At 62.4% G+C, this 21375-nt stretch carries 22 protein-coding genes, 1 tRNA gene and 1 pseudogene; 16 read left to right on the top strand and 8 right to left on the bottom strand.

Annotated features, from left to right (window positions below; translation table 11 throughout):
• Positions 1-52 precede the first annotated feature (52 nt).
• The 3 genes from NKJ11_RS14405 to phaC all read right to left on the bottom strand — a co-directional run bounded on the left by NKJ11_RS14405 (position 53) and on the right by phaC (position 3668).
• Positions 53-127, bottom strand: a tRNA-Glu gene (locus NKJ11_RS14405).
• A gap of 241 nt (positions 128-368) precedes the next feature.
• Complete coding sequence (locus NKJ11_RS14400) at positions 369-1616, bottom strand: YcbK family protein (RefSeq protein WP_352793578.1); 1248 nt, start codon at positions 1614-1616, stop codon at positions 369-371.
• A 216-nt stretch (positions 1617-1832) separates the two neighbouring features.
• Positions 1833-3668, bottom strand: coding sequence for a class I poly(R)-hydroxyalkanoic acid synthase (gene phaC / locus NKJ11_RS14395; protein WP_352610664.1), 1836 nt, complete (start codon positions 3666-3668; stop codon positions 1833-1835).
• Positions 3669-3765: 97 nt separating this feature from the next.
• Between phaC and NKJ11_RS14390 the strand changes: the two genes are divergently transcribed.
• The 8 genes from NKJ11_RS14390 (at position 3766) to recJ (ending at position 10967) form a co-directional block, all read left to right on the top strand.
• The gene (locus NKJ11_RS14390; protein WP_127297171.1) at positions 3766-4158 is read left to right on the top strand and encodes a hypothetical protein; all 393 of its coding nucleotides are present in this window, start codon (positions 3766-3768) and stop codon (positions 4156-4158) included.
• A gap of 45 nt (positions 4159-4203) precedes the next feature.
• Positions 4204-5421 (top strand): LL-diaminopimelate aminotransferase, encoded by a 1218-nt coding sequence (locus NKJ11_RS14385; RefSeq protein ID WP_013531991.1) that lies wholly within the window; start codon positions 4204-4206, stop codon positions 5419-5421.
• A gap of 46 nt (positions 5422-5467) precedes the next feature.
• Positions 5468-6781 carry a homoserine dehydrogenase gene (locus NKJ11_RS14380; protein ID WP_352630192.1) on the top strand — a complete coding sequence of 438 codons (1314 nt, stop codon included), beginning with the start codon at positions 5468-5470 and terminating at the stop codon, positions 6779-6781.
• A 132-nt stretch (positions 6782-6913) separates the two neighbouring features.
• Positions 6914-7270, top strand: a complete 357-nt coding sequence (locus NKJ11_RS14375; RefSeq protein ID WP_023810475.1) for a hypothetical protein — start codon at positions 6914-6916, stop codon at positions 7268-7270.
• A gap of 71 nt (positions 7271-7341) precedes the next feature.
• Entirely contained in the window at positions 7342-7509 is a 168-nt protein-coding gene (locus NKJ11_RS14370; protein WP_352793576.1) for a Thivi_2564 family membrane protein, read from the top strand.
• 202 nt (positions 7510-7711) lie between these two features.
• Entirely contained in the window at positions 7712-8695 is a 984-nt protein-coding gene (glpX, locus tag NKJ11_RS14365; protein ID WP_023810477.1) for a class II fructose-bisphosphatase, read from the top strand.
• Positions 8696-8768: 73 nt separating this feature from the next.
• On the top strand, positions 8769-9002 hold the full coding sequence (locus tag NKJ11_RS14360) for a DUF6434 domain-containing protein (RefSeq protein ID WP_023810478.1): 234 nt from the start codon (positions 8769-8771) through the stop codon (positions 9000-9002).
• A 180-nt stretch (positions 9003-9182) separates the two neighbouring features.
• Entirely contained in the window at positions 9183-10967 is a 1785-nt protein-coding gene (recJ, locus tag NKJ11_RS14355; RefSeq protein WP_023810479.1) for a single-stranded-DNA-specific exonuclease RecJ, read from the top strand.
• Positions 10968-10974: 7 nt separating this feature from the next.
• Here recJ and NKJ11_RS14350 read toward each other — a convergent pair whose 3' ends face one another.
• The 3 genes from NKJ11_RS14350 to folE all read right to left on the bottom strand — a co-directional run bounded on the left by NKJ11_RS14350 (position 10975) and on the right by folE (position 13219).
• The gene (locus NKJ11_RS14350; RefSeq protein WP_196815316.1) at positions 10975-11949 is read right to left on the bottom strand and encodes a patatin family protein; all 975 of its coding nucleotides are present in this window, start codon (positions 11947-11949) and stop codon (positions 10975-10977) included.
• A gap of 81 nt (positions 11950-12030) precedes the next feature.
• Complete coding sequence (hisI, locus tag NKJ11_RS14345) at positions 12031-12492, bottom strand: phosphoribosyl-AMP cyclohydrolase (RefSeq protein WP_352440229.1); 462 nt, start codon at positions 12490-12492, stop codon at positions 12031-12033.
• Positions 12493-12583: 91 nt separating this feature from the next.
• Positions 12584-13219, bottom strand: a complete 636-nt coding sequence (gene folE / locus NKJ11_RS14340; protein WP_023810482.1) for a GTP cyclohydrolase I FolE — start codon at positions 13217-13219, stop codon at positions 12584-12586.
• A gap of 239 nt (positions 13220-13458) precedes the next feature.
• On the opposite strand from folE, the gene NKJ11_RS14335 reads away from it, so the two are divergent.
• On the top strand, positions 13459-13896 hold the full coding sequence (locus tag NKJ11_RS14335) for an iron-sulfur cluster assembly scaffold protein (RefSeq protein WP_352630189.1): 438 nt from the start codon (positions 13459-13461) through the stop codon (positions 13894-13896).
• An 18-nt stretch (positions 13897-13914) separates the two neighbouring features.
• Here NKJ11_RS14335 and NKJ11_RS14330 read toward each other — a convergent pair whose 3' ends face one another.
• Positions 13915-14820, bottom strand: coding sequence for a LysR substrate-binding domain-containing protein (locus tag NKJ11_RS14330; RefSeq protein WP_352630187.1), 906 nt, complete (start codon positions 14818-14820; stop codon positions 13915-13917).
• Positions 14821-14911: 91 nt separating this feature from the next.
• Here NKJ11_RS14330 and NKJ11_RS14325 point away from each other — a divergent pair, with 91 nt between their 5' ends.
• The 7 genes and pseudogenes from NKJ11_RS14325 (at position 14912) to NKJ11_RS14295 (ending at position 20367) form a co-directional block, all read left to right on the top strand.
• Positions 14912-15070, top strand: coding sequence for a hypothetical protein (locus tag NKJ11_RS14325; protein WP_352630185.1), 159 nt, complete (start codon positions 14912-14914; stop codon positions 15068-15070).
• Positions 15071-15155: 85 nt separating this feature from the next.
• Positions 15156-15530 carry a membrane protein insertion efficiency factor YidD gene (yidD, locus tag NKJ11_RS14320; RefSeq protein WP_127297163.1) on the top strand — a complete coding sequence of 125 codons (375 nt, stop codon included), beginning with the start codon at positions 15156-15158 and terminating at the stop codon, positions 15528-15530.
• Positions 15531-15677: 147 nt separating this feature from the next.
• A pseudogene (blaOXA, locus tag NKJ11_RS14315) lies at positions 15678-16503 on the top strand (class D beta-lactamase).
• A 174-nt stretch (positions 16504-16677) separates the two neighbouring features.
• Positions 16678-18654, top strand: a complete 1977-nt coding sequence (thrS, locus tag NKJ11_RS14310; RefSeq protein WP_352630183.1) for a threonine--tRNA ligase — start codon at positions 16678-16680, stop codon at positions 18652-18654.
• 86 nt (positions 18655-18740) lie between these two features.
• Positions 18741-19679, top strand: a complete 939-nt coding sequence (locus NKJ11_RS14305; protein ID WP_352630181.1) for a lysophospholipid acyltransferase family protein — start codon at positions 18741-18743, stop codon at positions 19677-19679.
• Positions 19680-19787: 108 nt separating this feature from the next.
• A complete protein-coding gene (locus NKJ11_RS14300) occupies positions 19788-20063 on the top strand; it encodes a type II toxin-antitoxin system ParD family antitoxin (protein ID WP_023810489.1) in 276 nt (91 codons plus the stop codon).
• The gene (locus NKJ11_RS14295; protein ID WP_352630179.1) at positions 20053-20367 is read left to right on the top strand and encodes a type II toxin-antitoxin system RelE/ParE family toxin; all 315 of its coding nucleotides are present in this window, start codon (positions 20053-20055) and stop codon (positions 20365-20367) included. The genes NKJ11_RS14300 and NKJ11_RS14295 overlap by 11 nt, the downstream gene beginning before the upstream one ends.
• A gap of 34 nt (positions 20368-20401) precedes the next feature.
• Here the strand turns inward: NKJ11_RS14295 and NKJ11_RS14290 are convergent, their stop codons facing one another.
• Positions 20402-21364, bottom strand: coding sequence for an RgsD C-terminal domain-containing protein (locus NKJ11_RS14290; protein WP_023810491.1), 963 nt, complete (start codon positions 21362-21364; stop codon positions 20402-20404).
• Between the last annotated feature and the right edge of the window lie 11 nt (positions 21365-21375).

Below are 21375 nucleotides of genomic sequence, written 5' to 3'. Positions count from 1 at the left end.
TCCGCCGCTCTCGGGGTCGATCCAAAACAATCAATAAATTCAGGTGGTTAGGTGGTACGCCCAAGGGGAATCGAACCCCTGTTACCGCCGTGAAAGGGCGGTGTCCTAACCGCTAGACGATGGGCGCGCTCAGACGAAGCGGCTTATACTGGCGTTGTGCGCAACCGGCAACCCGTCAGGTGCCACCTTGGACAACTTTTTTCCGGGCCTGCCAAATCAACGATTTCCCGAAGTTGGCGAGCTTGACGATTAGCGGGGACGCCGCATCGCTCTGCTCCGGAATGATGAAGTTGGGAAGGCTTCGGCCAATCCGATATTCGGGATGCCCAACGGAACGATCTTGGCCGCCAGCCGATCTCAGATCCGCGCTAGCCGTCACCGCCGCTGCGCCGGCGGCAGCGCCAGTTCCAGTCGCGCTCGGGGCCGACGTCGACGTGAACCGATTCTGTGTGGCAGTAGGTGCCGACGCCGCCGCGGCCGGGCATGCTTCTGATGTAGCTCGCCAGTTCCCATTTCGAAACGCCGGGCACCTGGATGTCGGCGGCGGCGCAATACATGTGCAGCGAATTTTTGGCGCCGTTGGCGCGCCGGTTGCGGGCCGGGTCGCGATAGCCTGACGTCACCGTCATCTTGCGGCCGTAGTGGCCTTCGATCGTCTTCAGCACACGCACCAGCGACGGCTTCAGGCAGGCCACGTCGACGCTCTCGTTCTGCTTGAGCAGCCCGTTGGGCGCCAACCGGGCCATGCCGGCGGCTGACGCAACCTGATAGGAGCCGCCGATTGGCCCCTCATCCTCGTTGAGGTCGACGTCGCTTTCGTCATCGAGGCCGGACTTGCGCTTGATCTCGAACAGGGCCGTTTGGCGCACGCCGGGCAGGGCATCGCTGCCAGTGACGTGGCCGGTATCGCCGCCGAGCGAAGCCAGCTGCGCCGGCTTGGCCGTGGAACTGGCCGAGGCAAGCGTGATGATCGGCTTTGCCGCTGGTGGCGCCGCTTTTGCCTGCGCCGGGGGCTGCTCGCCCGTCCGGGCGTTGCTGATGATGGGGGCTGGTGTCGCCGAGGCTGGCGTTGCGCCAAACATCGAGGCGAGGAAGCCTTTCTTCTTTGGTGCTTCGGCCTGCGGCATCTCGCCAGCCGTCACATAGACCGGGTTGTTCATGGCCGGAGCGGAAGCGGGCTTCGGCGCCGCCACATCGCCGTCGACCGCGGCAATCTGCTGGGCGACCGCGTCGGTTTGCTGCGCGGTCTGTGCCTGCTGCGTCAGCGATTGCGGCGTGTTTCCAACGATGGTTTCGGCGCCCGCCGGCGTGATCAGCGGAAAGGCAGCTCCCGGTTTGGACATAGGCACGTAGGCGACTTTTTCAGGCAGCGCCGTATCGCTTGCCGTCATCACCGTCGTCTGCTCGGTCGTGATATCAGACGAATCGGAGGCGATCGCCTTGCCGCTGGAGGCCGCGTTTATGTCCGATGCGATGGCATTGTAACCGGGCATTCCGACCGACATTGTCGGGTCGCCAGCCGAAGTGCAGGAGGCCAGAAGCAAGGAGCAGAGCGCTGCCACAATGGCGCGGCGTTCTCCCTTTGCGAGGCTCCATCCTGCTGATTTCAAAGTCAAATTCCCCCTCGATGTCCGGTCGGTATATCCTTGGCGCCACACGCATGCGTCGATGCCAGGGTGACCTTTGTCTCCGATCCGGAAACGAGACCTGTGTCAAATCCGCAAGCCTGAAAGTATTTTTGCGGTGATTGCCGAATTACGGCCGCTTGATGGTTGACGACACCATTTCGCCCGCTTTTGGCGGTCCGTCAACTCACCACACATTACAGTCCGTTACACACGTACTTTCACATAGGTGCCGGGAGCATCACCCAAGGTTTTCATATGCTTGCCCGGTTTGCGGGCAGGCACGCGGGTGTTGTCCTTGGCCTCTATCCAGTCTTGCCAGTGCGGCCACCAGGATCCTGGATGGTCGGTGGCATTGGCTATCCACTGGCTGAAGTCGCCCGTCGGCGTACCCCCGGTCCAATACTGGTATTTGTTGGATGCCGGCGGATTGACGACCCCTGCGATATGACCCGACCCGGCCATCACATACTCGACCGCGCCGCCGAAATATTTCGAGCCGAGGAACACCGAAAGCGCCGGCGCGATGTGATCTTCCTTGGAGGCGAGGTTGTAGACCGGGATGGTGATGTCCCCGAGCGAAACCGTGTGGCCCGCCAGTTCCATCGTGCCTTGCGAAAGGTTGTTCTCGAGATAGCAGTTGCGCAGGTAGAAAGAGTGATTGGCCGCCGCCATGCGGGTGGAATCGGCATTCCAGTAGAGCAGGTCGAAGGGCAGGGGATCCTTGCCGCGCATATAGTTGTTGACGACATAGGGCCAGATCAGGTCGCCTGAGCGCAGCATGTTGAAGGCGGTCGCCATCTTGGTGCCGTCGAGATAGCCTTTTTCGCTCATCGACTTTTCCACAGCGGCGACCTGTTCTTCGTCGACGAACACTTTCAGGTCGCCGGCATGGGTGAAGTCGACCTGCGTGGTGAAGAACGTAGCCGATTTTATGCGGTCGTCGCCCTCTTGCGCCATCAGCGCCAGTGCCGCCGCCAAAAGCGTGCCGCCGACGCAATAGCCGATCGCGTTGACGTCGCGTTCGCCGGTGGCCTTCTCGACCGTGTCGAGGCCATATTGCAGACCCTCGCGGATATAGGCTTCCCAGCTCTTGGTGCCGTGGCGCTCGTCCGGATTGATCCAGGAGATGACGAACACGGTGTGGCCCTGTTCAACCGCCCAGCGAATGAAGGACTTCTGCGGGTTCAGATCGAGGATGTAGAATTTGTTGATCCATGGCGGGCAGATCAGCAGGGGCCGCTTGAGCACCATCTCGGTCGCCGGGTCGTACTGGATGATTTCGGCGACGTCGCTGCGGCCGACCACCTTTCCGGGGGTGGTGGCGATGTTCCGGCCGATCTCGAAGGGGGAGTAGTCGGCCTGCCGCAGCTTCAGGTCGCCCTTGCCGGCGGCGATGTCCTCGGCCAGCATCTTCATGCCGCGCACCAGGTTTTCGCCGTTCGAGGCGACGGTTTCACGGAACAGTTCCGGATTGGTCAGGATGAAATTCGACGGCGAGATGGCGTTGGACACCTGCTTGACGTAAAACCCGGCCTTGTGGCGGGTGTGCTCGTCCAGACCTTCGGCGTGCTCGACCAGATCGGCCGCCCAGCGCGAGGTGACGAGATAGGCCTGCTTGAGGAAATCGAAGAAGGCGTTGCGGCCCCATTCCGGGTCGAGGAAGCGCTTGTCCCCGCGCTCCGGCTTGACCGCGTCTTCGGTGTCTTGCGCGGCGTTGCTGGTGCGCTGAATGGCGTTGGCCCAGACCGTCATATAGCCGGAGAACAACCGCGTCTGCGCTTCCAGCGCGCGCTGCGGATCGGCAAGCCAGTATTCGCTGAGCTTGGAAAAGGTCTTCACCATATCGACAACGGGCTCGGCGACATGGTCGCGCACGTCGCCTTTTTCGCGCGGCTCAGCCCAGGCGGAAGCTGCCTTGCCGGCCTGCTCGATCATGCGCGCCATGTTCAGGGCGAAGCGTTCCGGGTCCTTCACCAGATATTGCTCGACGGTCGAAGGCTCGTCATCTTCCGCTTTGCCCGAATCGGGTGTTTTGGACATGGTTGGCGGGGTTCCTCCCGAGGCCTTTTCTTGACATATTAACATGGGACATCCGACCGGGCCAATCTCGCTCTACCTCGGCTGCCAGGGAAACAATATGACGATTAATATTGGCGAGACTGTTTTTTTCGGTGCCGGACGTTTTTGCCGCATCGGCGTGGCGATCGTCCTCATGGGGATTGCCGGGTGCTCGAGCACCAACACGAATGGCCCGACGCCTGTCGCTGCGGGTACGGGGCCGAAGGATACCGGCACCTTTCCGAACCTGAACATCAAGCCGCAAGTGGCGGCGTCGCAGTTCACCGAAGCCGAGAAGAACGCCAAGCTCGCGCAATTGAAGGCGGATGAGAATGCGCAGGCGGCAAAGGGCGGCGGCCCGAAGGTCGCCAACCAGGCGGCGCTGACGGATCTGGCCAAGAAGCATGGCGACGAAACGCTGAAGCAGATCGAAGCCAAATGCGACCCTACCCTCGACCCTACCTGCAAATAAGTATATAGCGCGCGCCCAACACCCCCTTCGCTGTCTGGAACTGCCATGGAAGAATTTCACAAGGTTCGCCGGCTTCCGCCTTACGTGTTCGAGCAGGTCAACCGGCTCAAGGCCAGCGCCCGATCGCGTGGCGCCGACATCATCGACCTCGGCATGGGCAATCCGGACCTGCCGACGCCCAAGGCTATCGTCGACAAATTGTGCGAGGTCGTGCGCGACCCGCGCACGCATCGCTATTCCTCGTCGCGCGGCATTCCGGGCCTGCGTCGCGCCCAGGCCGCCTACTATGGCAGGCGCTTCGGCGTGAAGCTTAACCCCGACACGCAAGTGGTGGCCACGCTTGGCTCGAAGGAAGGCTTCGCAAACATGGCACAGGCGATCACGGCGCCCGGCGACGTGATCCTGTGCCCGAACCCGACCTATCCGATCCATGCCTTCGGCTTCATCATGTCGGGTGGCGTCATCCGCTCGCTGCAGGTGGAGCCGGACGACGGCTTCATCCCGGCGCTCGAGCGCGGGGTCAAGCATTCGATCCCGAAGCCGCTGGCGCTGATCCTCAACTATCCGTCGAACCCGACGGCGCTGGTCGCCTCGCTCGATTTCTACAAGGATGTGGTCGCCTTCGCCAAGAAGAACGACATCATCATCCTGTCCGACCTTGCCTATTCGGAGATCTATTTCGACGGCAATCCGCCGCCTTCGGTGTTGCAGGTGCCTGGCGCGATCGACGTTTGCGTCGAATTCACCTCGATGTCGAAGACCTTCTCGATGCCCGGTTGGCGCATGGGCTTTGCCGTCGGCAACGAGCGGCTGATCTCGGCGCTGACGCGGGTGAAATCCTACCTCGATTACGGCGCCTTCACGCCGATCCAGGTGGCGGCGGCGCACGCGCTCAACGGCGACGGCGCCGACATCGCCGAGGTGCGCGACATCTACCACAAGCGCCGAGACGTGATGGTCGACGCCTTCGGCCGCGCCGGCTGGACCATTCCTGCACCGGCGGCCTCGATGTTTGCCTGGGCGCCGATTCCGGAGCCGTTCAAGCATCTCGGCTCGCTCGAATTCTCCAAGCTGCTCATCGAACATGCCGACGTGGCCGTGGCGCCCGGTGTCGGCTTCGGCGAGCATGGCGACGAATTCGTGCGCGTTGCTCTGGTCGAGAACGAGCACAGGATCCGGCAGGCGGCGCGCAATATCAAGCGCTTCCTGTCGACCAGCGCCAAGCAGCCCAACAATGTCGTGCCGCTCTCCGCTCACCGGTAGCTTGCCGCACGCAAATTCGATCTGACTTTGAGGGACGTCGCCGGACATGGCTGAAGCATTGCGTGTTGGAATTGCCGGCCTCGGCACCGTTGGCGCGTCGGTGGCGCGCGTGCTGCGCGACAAGGCGGTGGAACTGACCCGCCAGTGCGGCCGTGACGTGATCGTCACCGCCGTCTCGGCGCGCAACCAGAAGCGTGATCGCGGCGTCGATCTGAGCTCGGCAAAGTGGTTCGACGATCCGGTCAAGATGGCGCAGACCGCAGAAATCGACGTGTTCGTCGAACTGATCGGCGGCGACGAGGGCCCGGCGCGCTCATCGGTGAAGACGGCACTCGAAGCCGGCCGTCACGTCGTCACCGCCAACAAGGCGCTGCTGGCCAAGCATGGCGTGGCGCTGGCCGAGATCGCCGAGAAAAAGGGTGTTCTGCTCAACTACGAGGCGGCGGTGGCGGGCGGCATTCCCGTCATCAAGACCATGCGCGAGGCGATGGCCGGCAATTCGGTCACCCGCGTGTTCGGCATCCTCAACGGCACCTGCAACTACATCCTGACGCGCATGGAGGCCGAGGGCATCTCGTTCGATGCTTGCCTGAAGGACGCGCAGCGGCTGGGCTATGCCGAAGCCGATCCGACCTTCGACATCGAGGGCCACGACACCGCGCACAAGCTGTCGATCCTGACCAGCCTTGCCTTTGGCACCAGGATCGCCGCCAATGACATCTATATGGAGGGCATCTCCAACATCACCCAGGCCGACATCCGCGCGGCCGCCGATCTTGGCTACCGGATCAAGTTGCTGGGTGTCGCCCAGCGCACCGAGAGCGGCATCGAGCAGCGCGTGCACCCGACCATGGTGCCGACCGCATCGGTCATCGCGCAGGTGCATGGCGTCACCAATGCGGTGGCGATCGAGACCGATATTCTGGGCGAGCTGCTTCTGTCGGGCCCCGGTGCCGGCGGCAACGCCACCGCCTCGGCCGTCATCGGCGACATCGCCGACATCGCCAAGAGCCGGCCAGGCTTCCAGCATGGTCCGGTCTTCGGACGGCCGGCGAAGGAGCTGAAACCCTACAAGAAGGCGCAGATGCGCAGCCATGCCGGCGGCTATTTCATCCGGCTGACCGTGCATGACCGCATCGGCGTGTTCGCGGCAATCGCCAAGCGCATGGCCGATAATGATATTTCATTGGAATCGATCGTTCAGCACGCGGTCAATGGCGAGGCGGCTGCACAGAAGACGGTGATCCTCGTCACCCACGAGACGACCGAGGCCGCTGTGCGCAAGGCCGTCGATGGCATCACCAAGGATGGCCATCTGACCGACAAGCCGCAGGTCATCCGCATCGAGCGGGCAGGGTAGCTTTTGCCCGATAGGCCCTGCGGGACAGGAATCCCGCAGGCATTGAGGTCCGGTCTGGTGGGGACAGCCGCCACACGGGAACGAATTGGTGTCGTCGCCGTTCTCTTGGTCAGCAACCAGAGGAACCGCTTCATGGCCGATGCCAACAAGTCCGACACCCCTAATATCGACGACATCCAGAAGACGCTGGAAAAGCAGATTGCCGATTTGCGCAAGGAGATCACCAAGATCAACAAGAGCATTTCGGCGCGGGGCGCGGAAATGCTCGATGACGCCAGCGAACAGGCGTCCGAGTTGTACGACACGGCCGCGAGCCGCGCTTCGCGTACGGCGCAACAACTGCGCAGCCAGGCTCAGTCCGTCTCGGAAGTAGCGCGCGAAAACCCCGGTACGACGACTGCCCTGGTCGGCGTGATCGGTTTGCTCGGCTTTATGGCCGGTTTCGCCATAGGTCAGTCGACGAACGATACGTCGCGCCGCTGGTATTGACCACGGCGCGATAGGGCCGGGTTTGCCGGCTCGTTTCCTTGTTTCAGCACATCATTTTTAAGGAGGGCACTGTGGCTTTATCCGCCTTGATTAGCATCCTGATCACATTCCTCGTCATCATCCTCGTTCTCTATCTTGTTCAGCGCCTGCCGCTCGACGGCCGGATGAGGCAGATCGTGCAGGTTATCGTCCTCATAATCGGCATCATTTCGCTGCTCAAATATCTTGCGGTTTTCTAGCGCCAAAGAGGTCTAACTTTCGCTTTTCAAGGCCGGCCCGGTTCATTGCGGCCGGCTGGCCTTGTTTCAAAAATGCGGTTTAATCGATTGATATTGCTGACTATTCGATAAAATCTTCCGCAGGTCTTGCCGTTGTCATGCTCGTTTGACAAAACAGGCCCGCCTCCGGCGGGGGCCGCATTGCCAACGAGGAAATCACCAGATGAATGTGGCCCAGAACATCGTCGCCGGCCTTGACCGGATACTCACCATGGAACTGGTGCGCGTCACCGAACGAGCCGCCGTCGCGGCCGCCAGGCTGCGCGGGCGCGGCGACGAAAAGGCGGCCGACCAGGTAGCCGTGGATGCCATGCGCCAGGAGCTCAACCGGCTTTCCATCAAGGGCACGGTGGTGATCGGCGAAGGCGAACGGGATGAGGCGCCGATGCTCTACATCGGCGAGGAAGTCGGCACTGGCAAAGGTCCGGCCGTCGATATCGCGCTCGATCCGCTCGAAGGCACGACGATTTGCGCCAAGAACCTGCCCAATGCACTCGCGGTCATCGCGATCGCCGAAAAGGGCAGCCTGCTGTTCGCGCCGGACGTCTACATGGACAAGATCGCCATCGGTCCGGGCTATGCGGACGGCGTCATCGACATCGACGCCTCGGCGGCTGAGAACATCGCCAGCCTCGCTCGGGCCAAGGGCGTCGCTGTATCGGAAATCACCACCTGCATTCTCGACCGGCCGCGCCATGCCAAGCTGATCGATGCCGTGCGCGCCACGGGGGCCGCGATCCGGCTGATCGGCGATGGCGATGTCGCCGGCGTCATCCACACCACGGACCCGGAAGAAACCGGCATCGATATTTATCTGGGCACTGGCGGAGCACCCGAGGGCGTGCTGGCCGCTGCCGCGCTGCGCTGCACCGGCGGCCAGATGCAGGGCAGACTGATCCTCGACACGGCGGAAAAGGTTGCTCGCGCGGCAAAGATGGGTATTTCCAATCCGAAACGGGTCTATCGGACGGAGGACATGGCGCGCGGCGATGTGTTGTTCGCGGCCACCGGTGTCACCGACGGCAACATGCTGGCTGGCGTCAAGTTCGGCCACAATTACATCACCACCCACACGATCGTGCTGCGCTCGTCGTCGCGGACGGTGCGCGAGATCAAGGCCCGCCATCAGGATCTGGATAAGTTCTGACGCTCGCTTGCGAAGCCGCCTTGCAATTGTTAGCCATTCGGGCGCATCCGATGATGGCTGCAGGGATTTGACGATGAAACCGTTCGACTGGCATGCGGATCCGATTTCGCGTGCCACCGCCATCACAAAGTCCTATCGCAACACCCAGAATGTGCGTCGCTTTCTCATCCGGGAATGCGGCAACGCATTCATGTTCGACCGGCCTTTCATGGCCTGGCTCAAGGACGGTGTGGAAAAGACGATGGGCGATGCGGCCGACGAATGGCTTAGGCGACAGGCTGAAAAGCGGAAAGCGCAGTTTTCTTGACCTATTCCGGGACGGCGCACACCCGTGAATCGCATGGCTTTGCCCGCCTTTGGCCTATAGAGCGTCGCGTGAACGTGACGCGCTTGAAATTGTTGCCAATGCGGGTCGTGGCCTCAAAACCGCTGCGCACTTATGGGCGGCATGCATTGTCGTGCGGCCAACGATGAGTTGGCAAAGCGTATGACCGGCGAAAAACGCCTCTTCCTCGATGTCAGGCAGTCGGTATCAGGGGTTTCCTGGGAACATCGGCTGACAGAACGCCAGGACATGATTGCGCTCGCCATCGCGCAAGGCCATGGCGTGCCCGACATCGTCGCGCGGGTGCTTGCCGGCCGTGGTGTCACCGCCGAACAAACCGAGCGGTTTCTCGACCCGACGATCCGCGATCTTCTGCCGGATCCGGCATCGCTGACCGACATGGACAGGGCGGCGGCCCGCATCGCCGCCGCAGTGATGGCCAGGGAAAAGGTGGCGATCTTCGGCGACTATGATGTCGACGGCGCCGCCTCGTCGGCGTTGCTGAAGCGGTTCCTCACGCATTTCTCGGTGCCGTCGGAAATCTACATCCCGGACCGTATTTTCGAGGGCTATGGCCCCAACCCCGACGCCATGCGCGAACTTGTTTCGCGTGGTGCGACACTGATCGTCACTGTCGATTGCGGCACCAACAGCGCCGTTTCCATCGATGCCGCCAACGAGGCCGGGGCCGACGTCGTGGTGCTCGACCACCACCAGGTCGGCGGTGCCTTGCCGGCGGCAATCGCTGTCGTCAATCCCAATCGCGACGACGACCTTTCCGGGCAGGGCCATCTCTGTGCCGCCGGCGTGGTCTTCCTCGCCCTTGTGCAGACGGCCAGGATCCTGCGTAGCCGCATGCCCGATGCTACGCCGCCAGACCTGCTTTCGCTGCTCGATATCGTGGCATTGGCCACTGTTTGTGACGTGGTGCCACTGACCGGCGTCAACCGTGCCTTCGTGGTCAAGGGGCTGCAGATGGCGCGCCAGCAGAAGAATGAAGGGCTGGCGGCACTGGCACGGGTGTCGCGCATCGGCGAGCCGATCAGCACTTTCCATCTGGCCTATCTGATCGGTCCGCGCATCAATGCCGGCGGACGCATCGGCGATGCCGCACTTGGCAGCCGGTTGCTTGCGACCGACGACCCGGTGGAGGCGCGCACCATTGCCGAGACGCTCGACCGGCTCAACCAGGAACGGCAGTTGATGGAGCAGGAGATGCTCGCGGCGGCGCGCGCCGAGGCCGATGCAGAGCTTGCCGGCGGCAATGGCCCGGCTATCGTCGTCACCGCCAGCAACAGCTGGCATCCGGGTATTGTCGGCCTGCTCGCTTCGCGATTGAAGGACCACGCCCGCCGGCCGGCCTTCGCCATCGCCTTCAACACTGTGGGCATCGGCACCGGTTCGGGCCGCTCGGTCTCGGGTTTCGACCTCGGCCGGCTGGTGCGCGAGGCGGCCGTTGCGGGGCTGATCGTCAAGGGCGGCGGCCATGGCATGGCGGCGGGCATCACCGTCGAGCGGGCGAAGCTTGGTGAGCTCAGGGCGTTTTTCGAAGAGCGGGCGGCAGCCGACGTGTTCCGCCTGCAGGGCGAGGAAAGCCTGGCCATAGACGGTGCGCTTGCCGCTGAAGGCGCGACGCTCAGCCTGCTCGATGCGCTGGAGAAGGCCGGACCCTTCGGTGCCGGGCACGCTGCCCCCGTTTTCGCGCTGCCGCGCCACCGACTAGCCGATGCGCGGCCGGTCGGCACCAACCACATCCGCGTGGAGCTGCAATCGGAAAGCGGCGGCCGCATCCAGGCGATCGCCTTTCGCGCCGTCGATACCGCGCTTGGCGAATTTCTGTTCAAGAACCGGGGCAAGACGATCCACGTCGCCGGTTCGCTGTCGGGAAATTACTGGAACGGCAACCGCACCGTGCAGTTTCGCATCACCGATGCGGCGCGTGCGTAGGTTTTGATCAGGCGAGAACGGTCTGCAGCCGGGTCAACTCGCCGATCTGGGCCATCGTCGCCTGATAGCCGATGTTGATCGCCTCGTCGGCGCGGTGGAACTCGGTCAGGCCGATATGGCTGAGCTTCGGCTGCAGCGACATATCGGGCGGGTCGCCGGCAAGCCTGGCACGCGAAATGCGGTCCTGGATGATGTTGAAGGCCTCGACCATGACGCCGGTAATGCCGAGCCGCGTCTGATGCGACTGGTGCTCGGCGTCGACCTTGCCGGGCCTTGGTGCGTCCTTTTCGATGACCAGTTCGCCGGCGCTGTGTTTTATCACCGCGGCACGGCCGAACAGATCATAGTGAAGGTTGACCGCCACGACGAGCGGCTGCTCGTAGGCGCGGCAGACCGAAACCGGTACGGGGTTGACCAGCGCGCCGTCGACCAGCACGCGGCCATTGCAATTCACCGGCTCGAACACGCCGGGAAGCGCATAGGAGGCGCGCATGGCGGTGATCAATGAGCCGCTCGACAGCCAGATTTCGTGGCCGGTGCGGATTTCGGAGGTGACCGCCACGAACGGCTTGGCAAGGTCCTCGAAACGAATGCCGGCCATGTGCTCGCGCAGCCTTGCATCGAGCTTCATGCCGCCGAACAGGCCGCTGCCGCGCAAATTGAGATCGAGCAGGCCGAAGATGCGGCGCTTGGTCAGGCTGCGGGCGAATTCTTCCAGTTCGTCCAGTTTGCCGGCGAGATAGCAGCCGCCGACCAGCGCGCCGATCGAGGTGCCGGCGATCATCGATACTTCGATGCCGGCTTCGTCGAGCGCGCGCAGCACGCCTATATGCGCCCAGCCGCGGGCGCACCCGCCACCTAAGGCGAGCGAAATGCCTGTTTTCTTCTGGGAGTTCGTTTCGGACGCGCCGCCTGACGAGGACAGGCCGTTGGCCTCCCTGACATCTGGTCTGTTACGCAATGACGCCCACTCGAGCATCATGATCTCCCTTGTCCCACGGCTACTATACGAGCGGGCCGTATCGAAATGATGAATCCGTGTGGTCGGTGTCAGGCAGAAGGTTCAAGCTAGTGGTTTCCGATACGTTTTTTCCGCATCGAACAGCGGCTTGCTGCCGTCGTCGGCAAGCGTCCCCTTGCCATCGATCAGCCCCACCGTCCGATAAAAGCATGAACGCCGGCCAGTGTGACAGGTTGCGTCGTGGCCCAATACTTTGACGCGCAACCATATGGCATCCTGGTCACAATCCGTGAGCATCTCGACGACATGCTGAAAATTGCCTGATGTTTCGCCCTTTTTCCAAAGTGCGTCCCGCGAGCGCGACCAGTAGTGGGCTATGCCGGTCTCCAGTGTCAGTGCCAGTGCTTGCGCATTCATATGCGCAACCATCAACAGCATGCCGTCCGCGGCGTCTGTCACGATGACCGTGACCAGCCCGGCTGCATCGAAGCGCGGCGAAAACACCGCGCCTTCCTCAAGCGCTTTCTTGTCTGACGGAGCTTTTGGAAATTCCAGTGCCGACATCGCCGGTCCATTTTCCTCTTTGACCATGATCTTGTCCGAAAAACCGGTCTCCACTTTTCGGGATCATGGTCTGATGGCCGGCGAGGGCCGATCAGACCCCGCCGCCGCGCACCATGGTGACGAAACGGACCTGCTCTTCGGGCGTGTCCTTGAAAACGCCGGTGAAGGTCGAGGTCAGCGTGGTTGAACCCTGCTTGCGGATGCCGCGCATGGCCATGCACATGTGCTCGGCCTCGATCATGACGGCGACGCCGCGCGGATTGAGCACGTCCTGGATGACGCCGGCGATCTGCGCCGTCAGCGCCTCCTGGGTCTGCAGGCGGTGGGCGAAGATATCGACGACGCGGGCGATCTTGGACAGGCCGACAACCTTGCCGTCCGGAAGATAGCCGACATGCGCCTTGCCGATGATCGGCACCATATGGTGCTCGCAATGTGAATGGAATGTTATGTCCTTGACGATGACCAGATCATCGTAGCCGGCGACCTCCTCGAAGGTGCGGCCGAGCTCGTCGGCCGGGCACATGTCGTAGCCACCGAACATTTCGCGGTAGGCCTTTGCCACCCGCTTCGGCGTGTCGACCAGCCCCTCGCGGTCCGGATTGTCGCCGGTCCAGCGCAAAAGCGTGCGCACGGCGGCTTCGACTTCGGCTTCGCTCGGCCGGTCGGTGACCGGCTTTTCCATATAGGCTGACTGTGGCATGAGCTTCTTGATGACGGCATCCATAAAGGCGTCTCCCGTAGTCCCTCTCGGCGGAGGAACGAGTTGAACGGACCACGACCTTTCGGTGTCGGAAACTCGCCCTGTTTCCAGCCCCGTAAGCGGCGTGAACTTCCCGGCAAGGACATTGGCTTTCGTCTTCTTGTCGATACCGGACTGCCACCATTATATAAGGTCATAGCGAGCGAAAGGAAGACACGACAGCGGCAATCGCTGTTCGCTTGGCGGCGACGGATTGGAAAATAATGATAAACGAGGTCTACAACGCGAAAATTCTCGGTTTTGCCGGGAACATTGGCCGCATCGGCCGGCTCGATCATCCTGACGCAACCGCCAAGGCGCACTCCAAGCTATGCGGTTCCACGGTCACCGTCGACCTCAAGATGCAGGACGGCGTGGTCACGGACTTTGCCCATGATGTGAAGGCCTGCGCGCTCGGCCAGGCGTCGTCATCGATCATGGCGCAACATGTCGTCGGCGCGAGCGCCGAGGAATTGCGCGCGGTGCGCGACACCATGCTGAAGATGCTCAAGGAAAATGGCGCCCCGCCGGACGGTCGCTTCGCGGACCTCAGATATCTGGAGCCGGTGCGCGATTACAAGGCCCGTCATGCCTCGACCATGCTGACTTTCGACGCCGTGGTCGACGCCATCGGCCAGATCGAGAAGCGCGCCGAAGCCTGAGGGCCGGCAACCGACCGTTTACAATGCACGTCTGCTTTCGGCAAATTCGCCGCGTACCCAGTCCGCGAACGCGGCGGCCGGCTCCGACAGATCGCGCAAGCTTCTGGCCACCAGCCAATAGGCGCCGGATGCGACGTCGATGTCGAACGGCTTGACCAGCGCGCCGGACGCGACTTCTCCGCCGATCTGCAAGAGATCGCCCAGTGCAACGCCATGTCCGAGCAAGGCGGCCTGCTTTGAAAGCGACGCATCCGCCAGCATCGGCCCGCGCGCCGGCACGGCGTCGGCGGGCACGCCGGCCGCTTCGAACCAGCGCGCCCAGCCCTGGCGGTTCTCCTCGTGCAAAAGCGTGTAGCGACCAAGATCGATCGGCCTCTCGAGGGCGGGGCCCGAGGCAAGCAGCGCCGGCGACAGAACAGGTGAGTCGACTGTCGAAGCAAGTTGCTCGGCTTCGCTGCGCGGCCACGCGGTGGCATGTGCGCTGAAGCGCAAAGCAAGCTCCGGCTGATCGCTGCGGAACTCGATCAGCCTTGGATCGACCTCGAGCGAGATGTCGATGTCAGGCCGCAATTGGCGAAACCGGTTGAGCCGTGGCACCAGCCACACGGATGCAAGCGACGGCTCGACACTGACACGGACCACGGACTGCGCCGGTGTCGCCACCAGTTCTCCAAGCAAGGTATCGATAGCGTCGAAACTTCTGACAAGCTGATCCAGCAGACGCCGTCCGGTGTCGGTCAGTTCGACACGGCGATGGTGACGTTCGAACAAGGGTTGGCGCAGGAAGATTTCGAGTTCCCGGATCTGCCGGCTGATCGCCGCCTGTGAGACGAAAAGCTCCTCGGCGGCCCGGCTGAAGCTCAGATGCCGGCCCGCCGCCTCGAAGCTCCTCAATGCCGTCAGCGGCAGGCGCCCACGCTTCATTTCGCATAACCCAGGATTATCCGAAGTGGAAATTATACTCGTTTGAAGGCGAAGGCCAGCGGCCGTCTAATCGCATCAAAGGAGACCGACCATGATCCAGTTGCTGAGCATCTTTGGCGATGTCATGCGGATCGCAACGTTTCAATGGCGTGACAGAAGACAGCATGAAAAGCGTTACGAAGAGCCGACCAGTCGTGGCCGGTGGGTGGCTTCGGCTGACTGGCAGCCGTTTCGTCGTTTCCATCCTTGACGGTGGGGCCATGCAGGGCGCGGGGATTGCGTTCTCCAGTAGAAGCCCACATCTATCGCGGGGGAACAGCGAAACGGAGACTGTGGTGCGCGACCAGCATGGGCATGCGCATATCGCCCGGCCGCCGAAACGCGGCCGTAACTGGCCCGGTCCATGGCGCAAGACGCCGGGCCGTCTCCTCGGCACGTCGCTCGTGCGCCTCTACCAGCTGACATTGTCGGGCTTTGTCGGCAATTCCTGCCGGCATCTGCCGACCTGTTCGGAATATGCCCATGAGGCGATCGCCCGCCATGGCCTGTGGGCGGGCGGTTGGATGGGATTTTTCCGGGTGCTGCGCTGCGGGCCATTCGGCACGCATGGCATAGACCTCGTGCCGGAGGTGCTGGAGGATCGTTATGTCTGGTTCACGCCATGGCGGTACTGGCGGATCGGCAGCAAGCGCGGCGAAGCGCAGGGGTGATCGCGTCAGTCAGGTCCCGCCGGCTCTGCCCGTTTACGATCCGGTAGGGTTAACAACAGCCTGCACAAAGACTGCGCATTTGAGACAAAATCGAGACAAGAGACCTCGCTAAGCCGCTCCCGAACCCCCTTCTGGAGCGAGCAGAAAATGCGCAATTTCGACCGTCTTCCCTTCATCTTTGCCGGGATACTGTTCCTGCTCGCCTGGCTGCTGGGATTTCCGCTGCGCGCGCAATCGGCGCCGCTGGGGGACGTGCAGTGCACGGTGATCGCCGATGCGGCGAGCGGCAAGGCTCTACCAGGACGGGGTGTGCGACGAGCGGTTCAGCCCGGCTTCGACGTTCAAGGTGCCGTTGTCGCTGATCGGCTATGACAGCGGGATCCTGAGCGACGAGCACACGCCGAGCTGGGATTACAAGCCTGAATTCAACGCGGTGAAGCGGGATCAGAAGACCGTCGATCCGGTGGTCTGGGAGCGGGATTCGATCCTGTGGTTTTCCCGGGAAATCACCCGCCGGCTTGGGTCTGAGAGTTTTGCCGGTTATGTCTCGAAATTCGACTACGGCAACGCCGATGTTTCCGGCAATCCCGGCAAGAATGATGGTTTGACCAAGTCCTGGGTGAATTCCTCGCTCAAGATCACGCCGGTCGAGCAGGTCGAATTCCTGCGCAAGCTGCTGGCCCGCAAGCTGCCTGTCTCGGCCAGGGCTTACGACATGACATCAGCCATCATCCCGACCTTCCAGGCCGGAGGCTGGACGGTGCAAGGCAAGACCGGAAGCACCAGGCTGCGCAACGACGTCGACAAGGTTCAGGACAAGCGTTCGCTCGGCTGGTTCGTCGGCTGGGCGCAAAAGGATGGCCGCCAGATCGTCTTTGCGCGGCTTGTCGTCGACACCAACCGCACCGACATGCCCAAGGGCCTCAAGACCCGGGCCGCGTTCCTGAAGGACCTGCCGCTCCTCATCAAATGAACGCTGAATTTGAGCCGGGCTTTACGGAGGCGGAATCTGTCCATAAAAGACAGCCGCTGCCGGACGCATCCGGCTTTTCCCTATGCATGTCGTAACCCAAAACCGCCATACACTTTTGGGCGACATGGATTTCAACCACCCGCGCTCGTTTGCGGGACTGGATAGGAGATATATATGCTGAATTCCGTTTCCCTGACATTTCCCGATGGCTCCGTCCGCGAATACGACGCGGCGATGACCGGTGCTGGCCTCGCCGAATCGATCTCGAAATCGCTGGCCAAGAAGGCGGTCGCCTATGCGATCGACGGCACCGTTCGCGATCTCAGCGATCCGCTCGGCAAGTCCGGCAAGGTCGAGATCGTCACCCGCGACGACCCGCGCGCGCTGGAGCTGATCCGCCACGACGCGGCCCATGTGCTGGCGGAAGCCGTGCAGGAATTGTGGCCGGGAACGCAGGTGACCATCGGGCCGGTGATCGAGAACGGGTTCTACTACGACTTCGCCCGTAACGAGCCGTTCACGCCTGACGATTTTCCGGTGATCGAGAAGAAGATGCGCGAGATCATCGCGCGCAACAAGCCGTTCACCAGGGAAGTCTGGTCGCGCGACAGGGCGAAAAAAGTCTTTGCCGACAAGGGCGAGCGCTACAAGCTGGAGCTGATCGACGCCATTCCTGAGGATCAGAATCTCAAGATCTATGCGCAGGGCGACTGGTTCGACCTCTGCCGTGGCCCGCACATGGCCTCGACCGGGCAGATCGGCAATGCCTTCAAACTCATGAAGGTGGCCGGCGCCTATTGGCGCGGGGATTCGAACAACCCGATGCTGACCCGCATCTACGGCACGGCCTGGGCCGACCAGGCGCAGCTCGAAGCCTACCAGATGATGCTGGAGGAGGCCGAGAAGCGCGACCATAGGAAGATCGGCCGCGAGATGGACCTGTTCCATTTCCAGGAAGAGGGACCGGGCGTCGTCTTCTGGCATGCCAAGGGCTGGAAGATGTTCCAGAACTTGGTCAACTACATGCGCCGCCGCCTCGACGAGCAGGGCTATAAGGAGGTCAACGCGCCGCAGGTGCTCGACAAGAGCCTGTGGGAGACGTCAGGCCATTGGGGCTGGTATCGCGACGCCATGTTCAAGGTGACGGTCGCCGGCGACGACACCGATGACGACCGGGTCTTCGCGTTGAAGCCGATGAACTGTCCGGGCCATGTGCAGATTTTCAAGCATGGGTTGAAGTCCTATCGCGATCTACCCGTGAAGCTTGCGGAATTCGGCAATGTGCATCGCTACGAGCCGTCGGGCGCGCTGCACGGGCTGATGCGTGTGCGCGGCTTCACGCAGGACGATGCGCACATCTTCTGCACCGAGGAGCAGCTGGCCGCGGAGTGCCTGCGCATCAACGACCTGATCCTGTCGACCTATGCTGATTTCGGTTTTGACGAAATCAGCGTCAAGCTTTCGACGCGGCCCGACAAACGCGTCGGCACCGACGAAGCCTGGGATCACGCCGAAGCAATCATGGGCAGCGTGCTGGAGACGATCAGGACACGATCCGGCAATCGCATCAAGACCTCGATCAATCCGGGCGAAGGCGCCTTCTACGGACCGAAATTCGAATATGTGCTCAAGGATGCTATCGGCCGCGAATGGCAGTGCGGCACGACGCAGGTCGACTTCAACCTGCCGGAACGGTTCGGCGCCTTCTATATCGGCTCCGATTCCGAGAAGAAGCAGCCTGTGATGGTGCACCGCGCCATCTGCGGTTCGATGGAGCGCTTCCTCGGCATCCTGATCGAGAACTATTCCGGCCATTTCCCGCTGTGGTTCGCGCCGCTGCAGGTGGTGGTGGCGACGATCACCTCGGATGCCGACGGCTATGCGACCGAAGTGGTGGCAAAGCTGAAGGCCGCCGGGCTGTTGGCGGAAGCGGATTTGCGCAACGAGAAGATCAACTACAAGGTCCGCGAACACTCGCTGGCCAAGGTTCCGGTCATCCTCGTCTGCGGCAAGCGCGAGGCGGAAGAGCAGACGGTCAACATGCGCCGGCTGGGCTCACGCGACCAGGAATCGCTTGGCCTTGACCAGGCGATCGCGCAATTGACCGAAGAAGCCGTCACGCCCGACCGCAGGCGCAAACGCGCTGCCTGATCGGCATAGTTTTTCGGCCAAATGGCGGTGGAGCGATCCACCGCCATTTTCATATCCTTGTCACGCCGACCTTGTAACGAACCCCTATGCTCAAGCTGAAATCGCGCGAACGACCCTTTCCCGAGCTTTCCTATGCCAATCCGCGCCAGCCGGCGCTGACGCGCTGGTTCATCCATTCGATCGAAGGCCTGTCGGGCCGCGACCGCTACACCGCGCTTTACGATTTTTGGCGCCGTCAGGTCGTGCCGACCGGCGAGCGTGTGTTCAGCCGCATGCTCGACCTGATCGACGTCCGCGTGCGGACGGCAGATCAGTGGCCGCCAGCGCAATTGCCTGATACGCCGCTGGTGATCGTCGCCAATCATCCGTTCGGCATCGGTGACGGCATTGCCGTGCTGTCGCTGGCCGAGCAGCTCGGACGGCCGTTCCGGGTGATGATCCACAAGGACCTGCTCAAGATCCGCGAGATGGAGCCCTACTCGCTGCCGATCGACTTTTCCGAGACCAAGGACGCGCTGAAGAACAACATGGCCGTGCGCCATGAAGCGGTGCGGCTGCTGAAGGAGGGCGTCACCATCGTGGTGTTTCCGGCCGGCGGTGTCGCCACCGCGCCAAAAGGTTTTGGCCGGGCGCGCGACCTGCCGTGGAAGATGTTTCCGGCCCGTCTCGTCCAGGAGGCCAAAGCGTCGGTCATCCCGATGCATTTTTCCGGGCAGAACGGCAGGCTGTTCCATCTGGTCAGCGGGCCGATGAACATGGCAGAGCGCGACGGCCGGGTGGCGAAATTCGTCGGCAAGGCCTCGCTGACGCTGCGTACGTCGCTGCTCATCCACGAATTCGCGCGGCTATCGGGCAAGGCGATCGACGTCCGCGTCGGCGATGTGCTGAACTGGAGCGAGCTGGAGCCATTGCGCGACCGCAAGGCATTGCTCGACCGGCTTTATCGCGGCGTGTTCGACCTTGCGCCAGTCGTGAGGCGCCGCCGGATTCCGTTCCTGCCGGCGCGGACCAAGCTGGCTGCTTGAGGCAACAAACGTCCGGCTCACGAGGGGCCGAGACTCGACCGTCCGTTCAGAAAATAGTATGACACTGTAACGTTGCGGTGCTATAAGGAGGCAAGAAACGAACTTGCCATGAGAACCAGCAAACCAATCACCGTGACCCTCGGCCGCCAGCAGAGCAGCGTCGACGCACGTCTGGCCTCGGGCGCCTACGATTCCGCCAGCGAAGTCATGCGCGCGGCGCTACGCGCCCTCGATCGCGAGGAGCAGATCATCACCGCTGTTATGCACGCCAAGGTCCAGGAAGCCCTTGACGACCCGCGTCCGGACATCCCGGCAGAAGACGTCTTCAAAGCGTTGCGCGCCCATCATGCGGACCGCATGAAGGCCTCTAAGCGTGACGCATAAGGTCGTCTTCAGGCCAGCGGCTCAAGCCGACCTCTTCGCCATCTACAATTACATCGAAAACGACAGCGGGAATCGGCGTGCCGGCGACTATGTCAACCGCATAGAGGCCGCGTGTATGGCGCTGTCCACCTTCCCGGAGCGCGGGACCGTGCGCGACGCTGTTGGCCCCAGCGTCCGCATCGTCGGTTTTGAACGCCGCGTATCTATCGTTTTCCGGGTCAACGGTGACACCGTGGTCATCCTGCGTGTGCTCTACGGCGGACAGGATTATCCGGCCAGTTCAGAGGATGAAGCAGACACCTGATTCCTCTGGTAGGGATTGCGAACTGCAGTCTGGTCTAATCAGCGCCTTCCTCAGGGTCCATCGCCGCGGCCTCGGTGGCCAGAACCTCGATTTCCTGGTTCTGCCCGGCCACGACCGTAAAATCCTTCTGATAGATGCGGTCGCGGTTCTTGGCGATGATGGTGTAGTCGCCCTCGGCCAGCACCATAGAGGCGAAGGCGCCGACGGTTTCCTTGATCGGATCGCCGGACTCATTGAGCAGCGACCAAGACGTATCGGCGATCGCCTCGCCACCGGTCTCGCGCACCAGCTTCATCGTGATCTCGGCGGCGTGGTGCTCGACGGTGGCTTCGGTCAGCTTGCCGGCCTCGACGCGGATGTCGGAGCGGATGACCGCGTTGACCGCGCCATAGGTCGAGACGACATGGTAGATGCCGGCGTTGAGCCGCACGACACTGTTGGGCTCGACGTCGGGAATTATCAGCGCGCGGTCGCCATTGGCCTCGGCGGTGCCCTCGTAGATCGAAAAGCGCAGCTTCTTCGGTGGAATGCGCACGCCGCCGGACAGCACGGCGTCGAGCTTGAGGCCGCCGGCGTCGAGCACGAGGCTTTCGCGCTTGGCGTCCTTGCCGACAGTGATGCGCTTGGTGGCGCCGGCCCGGCCGTAGGAGGCGTGAACCAGATAGCTGCCAGGCTCGAGCTGGAAGACGGCGGTGCCGCCATGGGAGGAGGCGACCATCGGCAATTTGCCGTTGACGGCTTCGGGCTTGAAGACCCGCCAGACGATGCCGCGCGTGATGTCGGAACCCTTGTCGGTCAACTGGGCGGACAGCGTGATGGCGCCGCCGCCGCTTAGTGCCAGTGACGTCTCGCCTTTCGGCGTCGCGTAGCTCGAAATTCCCGGAAGCTTCAGGTCGCTGACACCGTCGACGTTCTGCGCCATGGCGTACGAAACCGGCGCCATGAACAGCAGGGCGCCGAGCCAGATCAGGAAAAGACGGACAGTCCCCTCAAACATGCCTTGCGTTG

It is taken from the genome of Mesorhizobium sp. M0243, assembly GCF_040321775.1.
Classification (GTDB): domain Bacteria; phylum Pseudomonadota; class Alphaproteobacteria; order Rhizobiales; family Rhizobiaceae; genus Mesorhizobium.
Note: the sequence above shows the minus strand (reverse complement) of the source record. Positions and strands in the feature narration are given on the sequence as shown.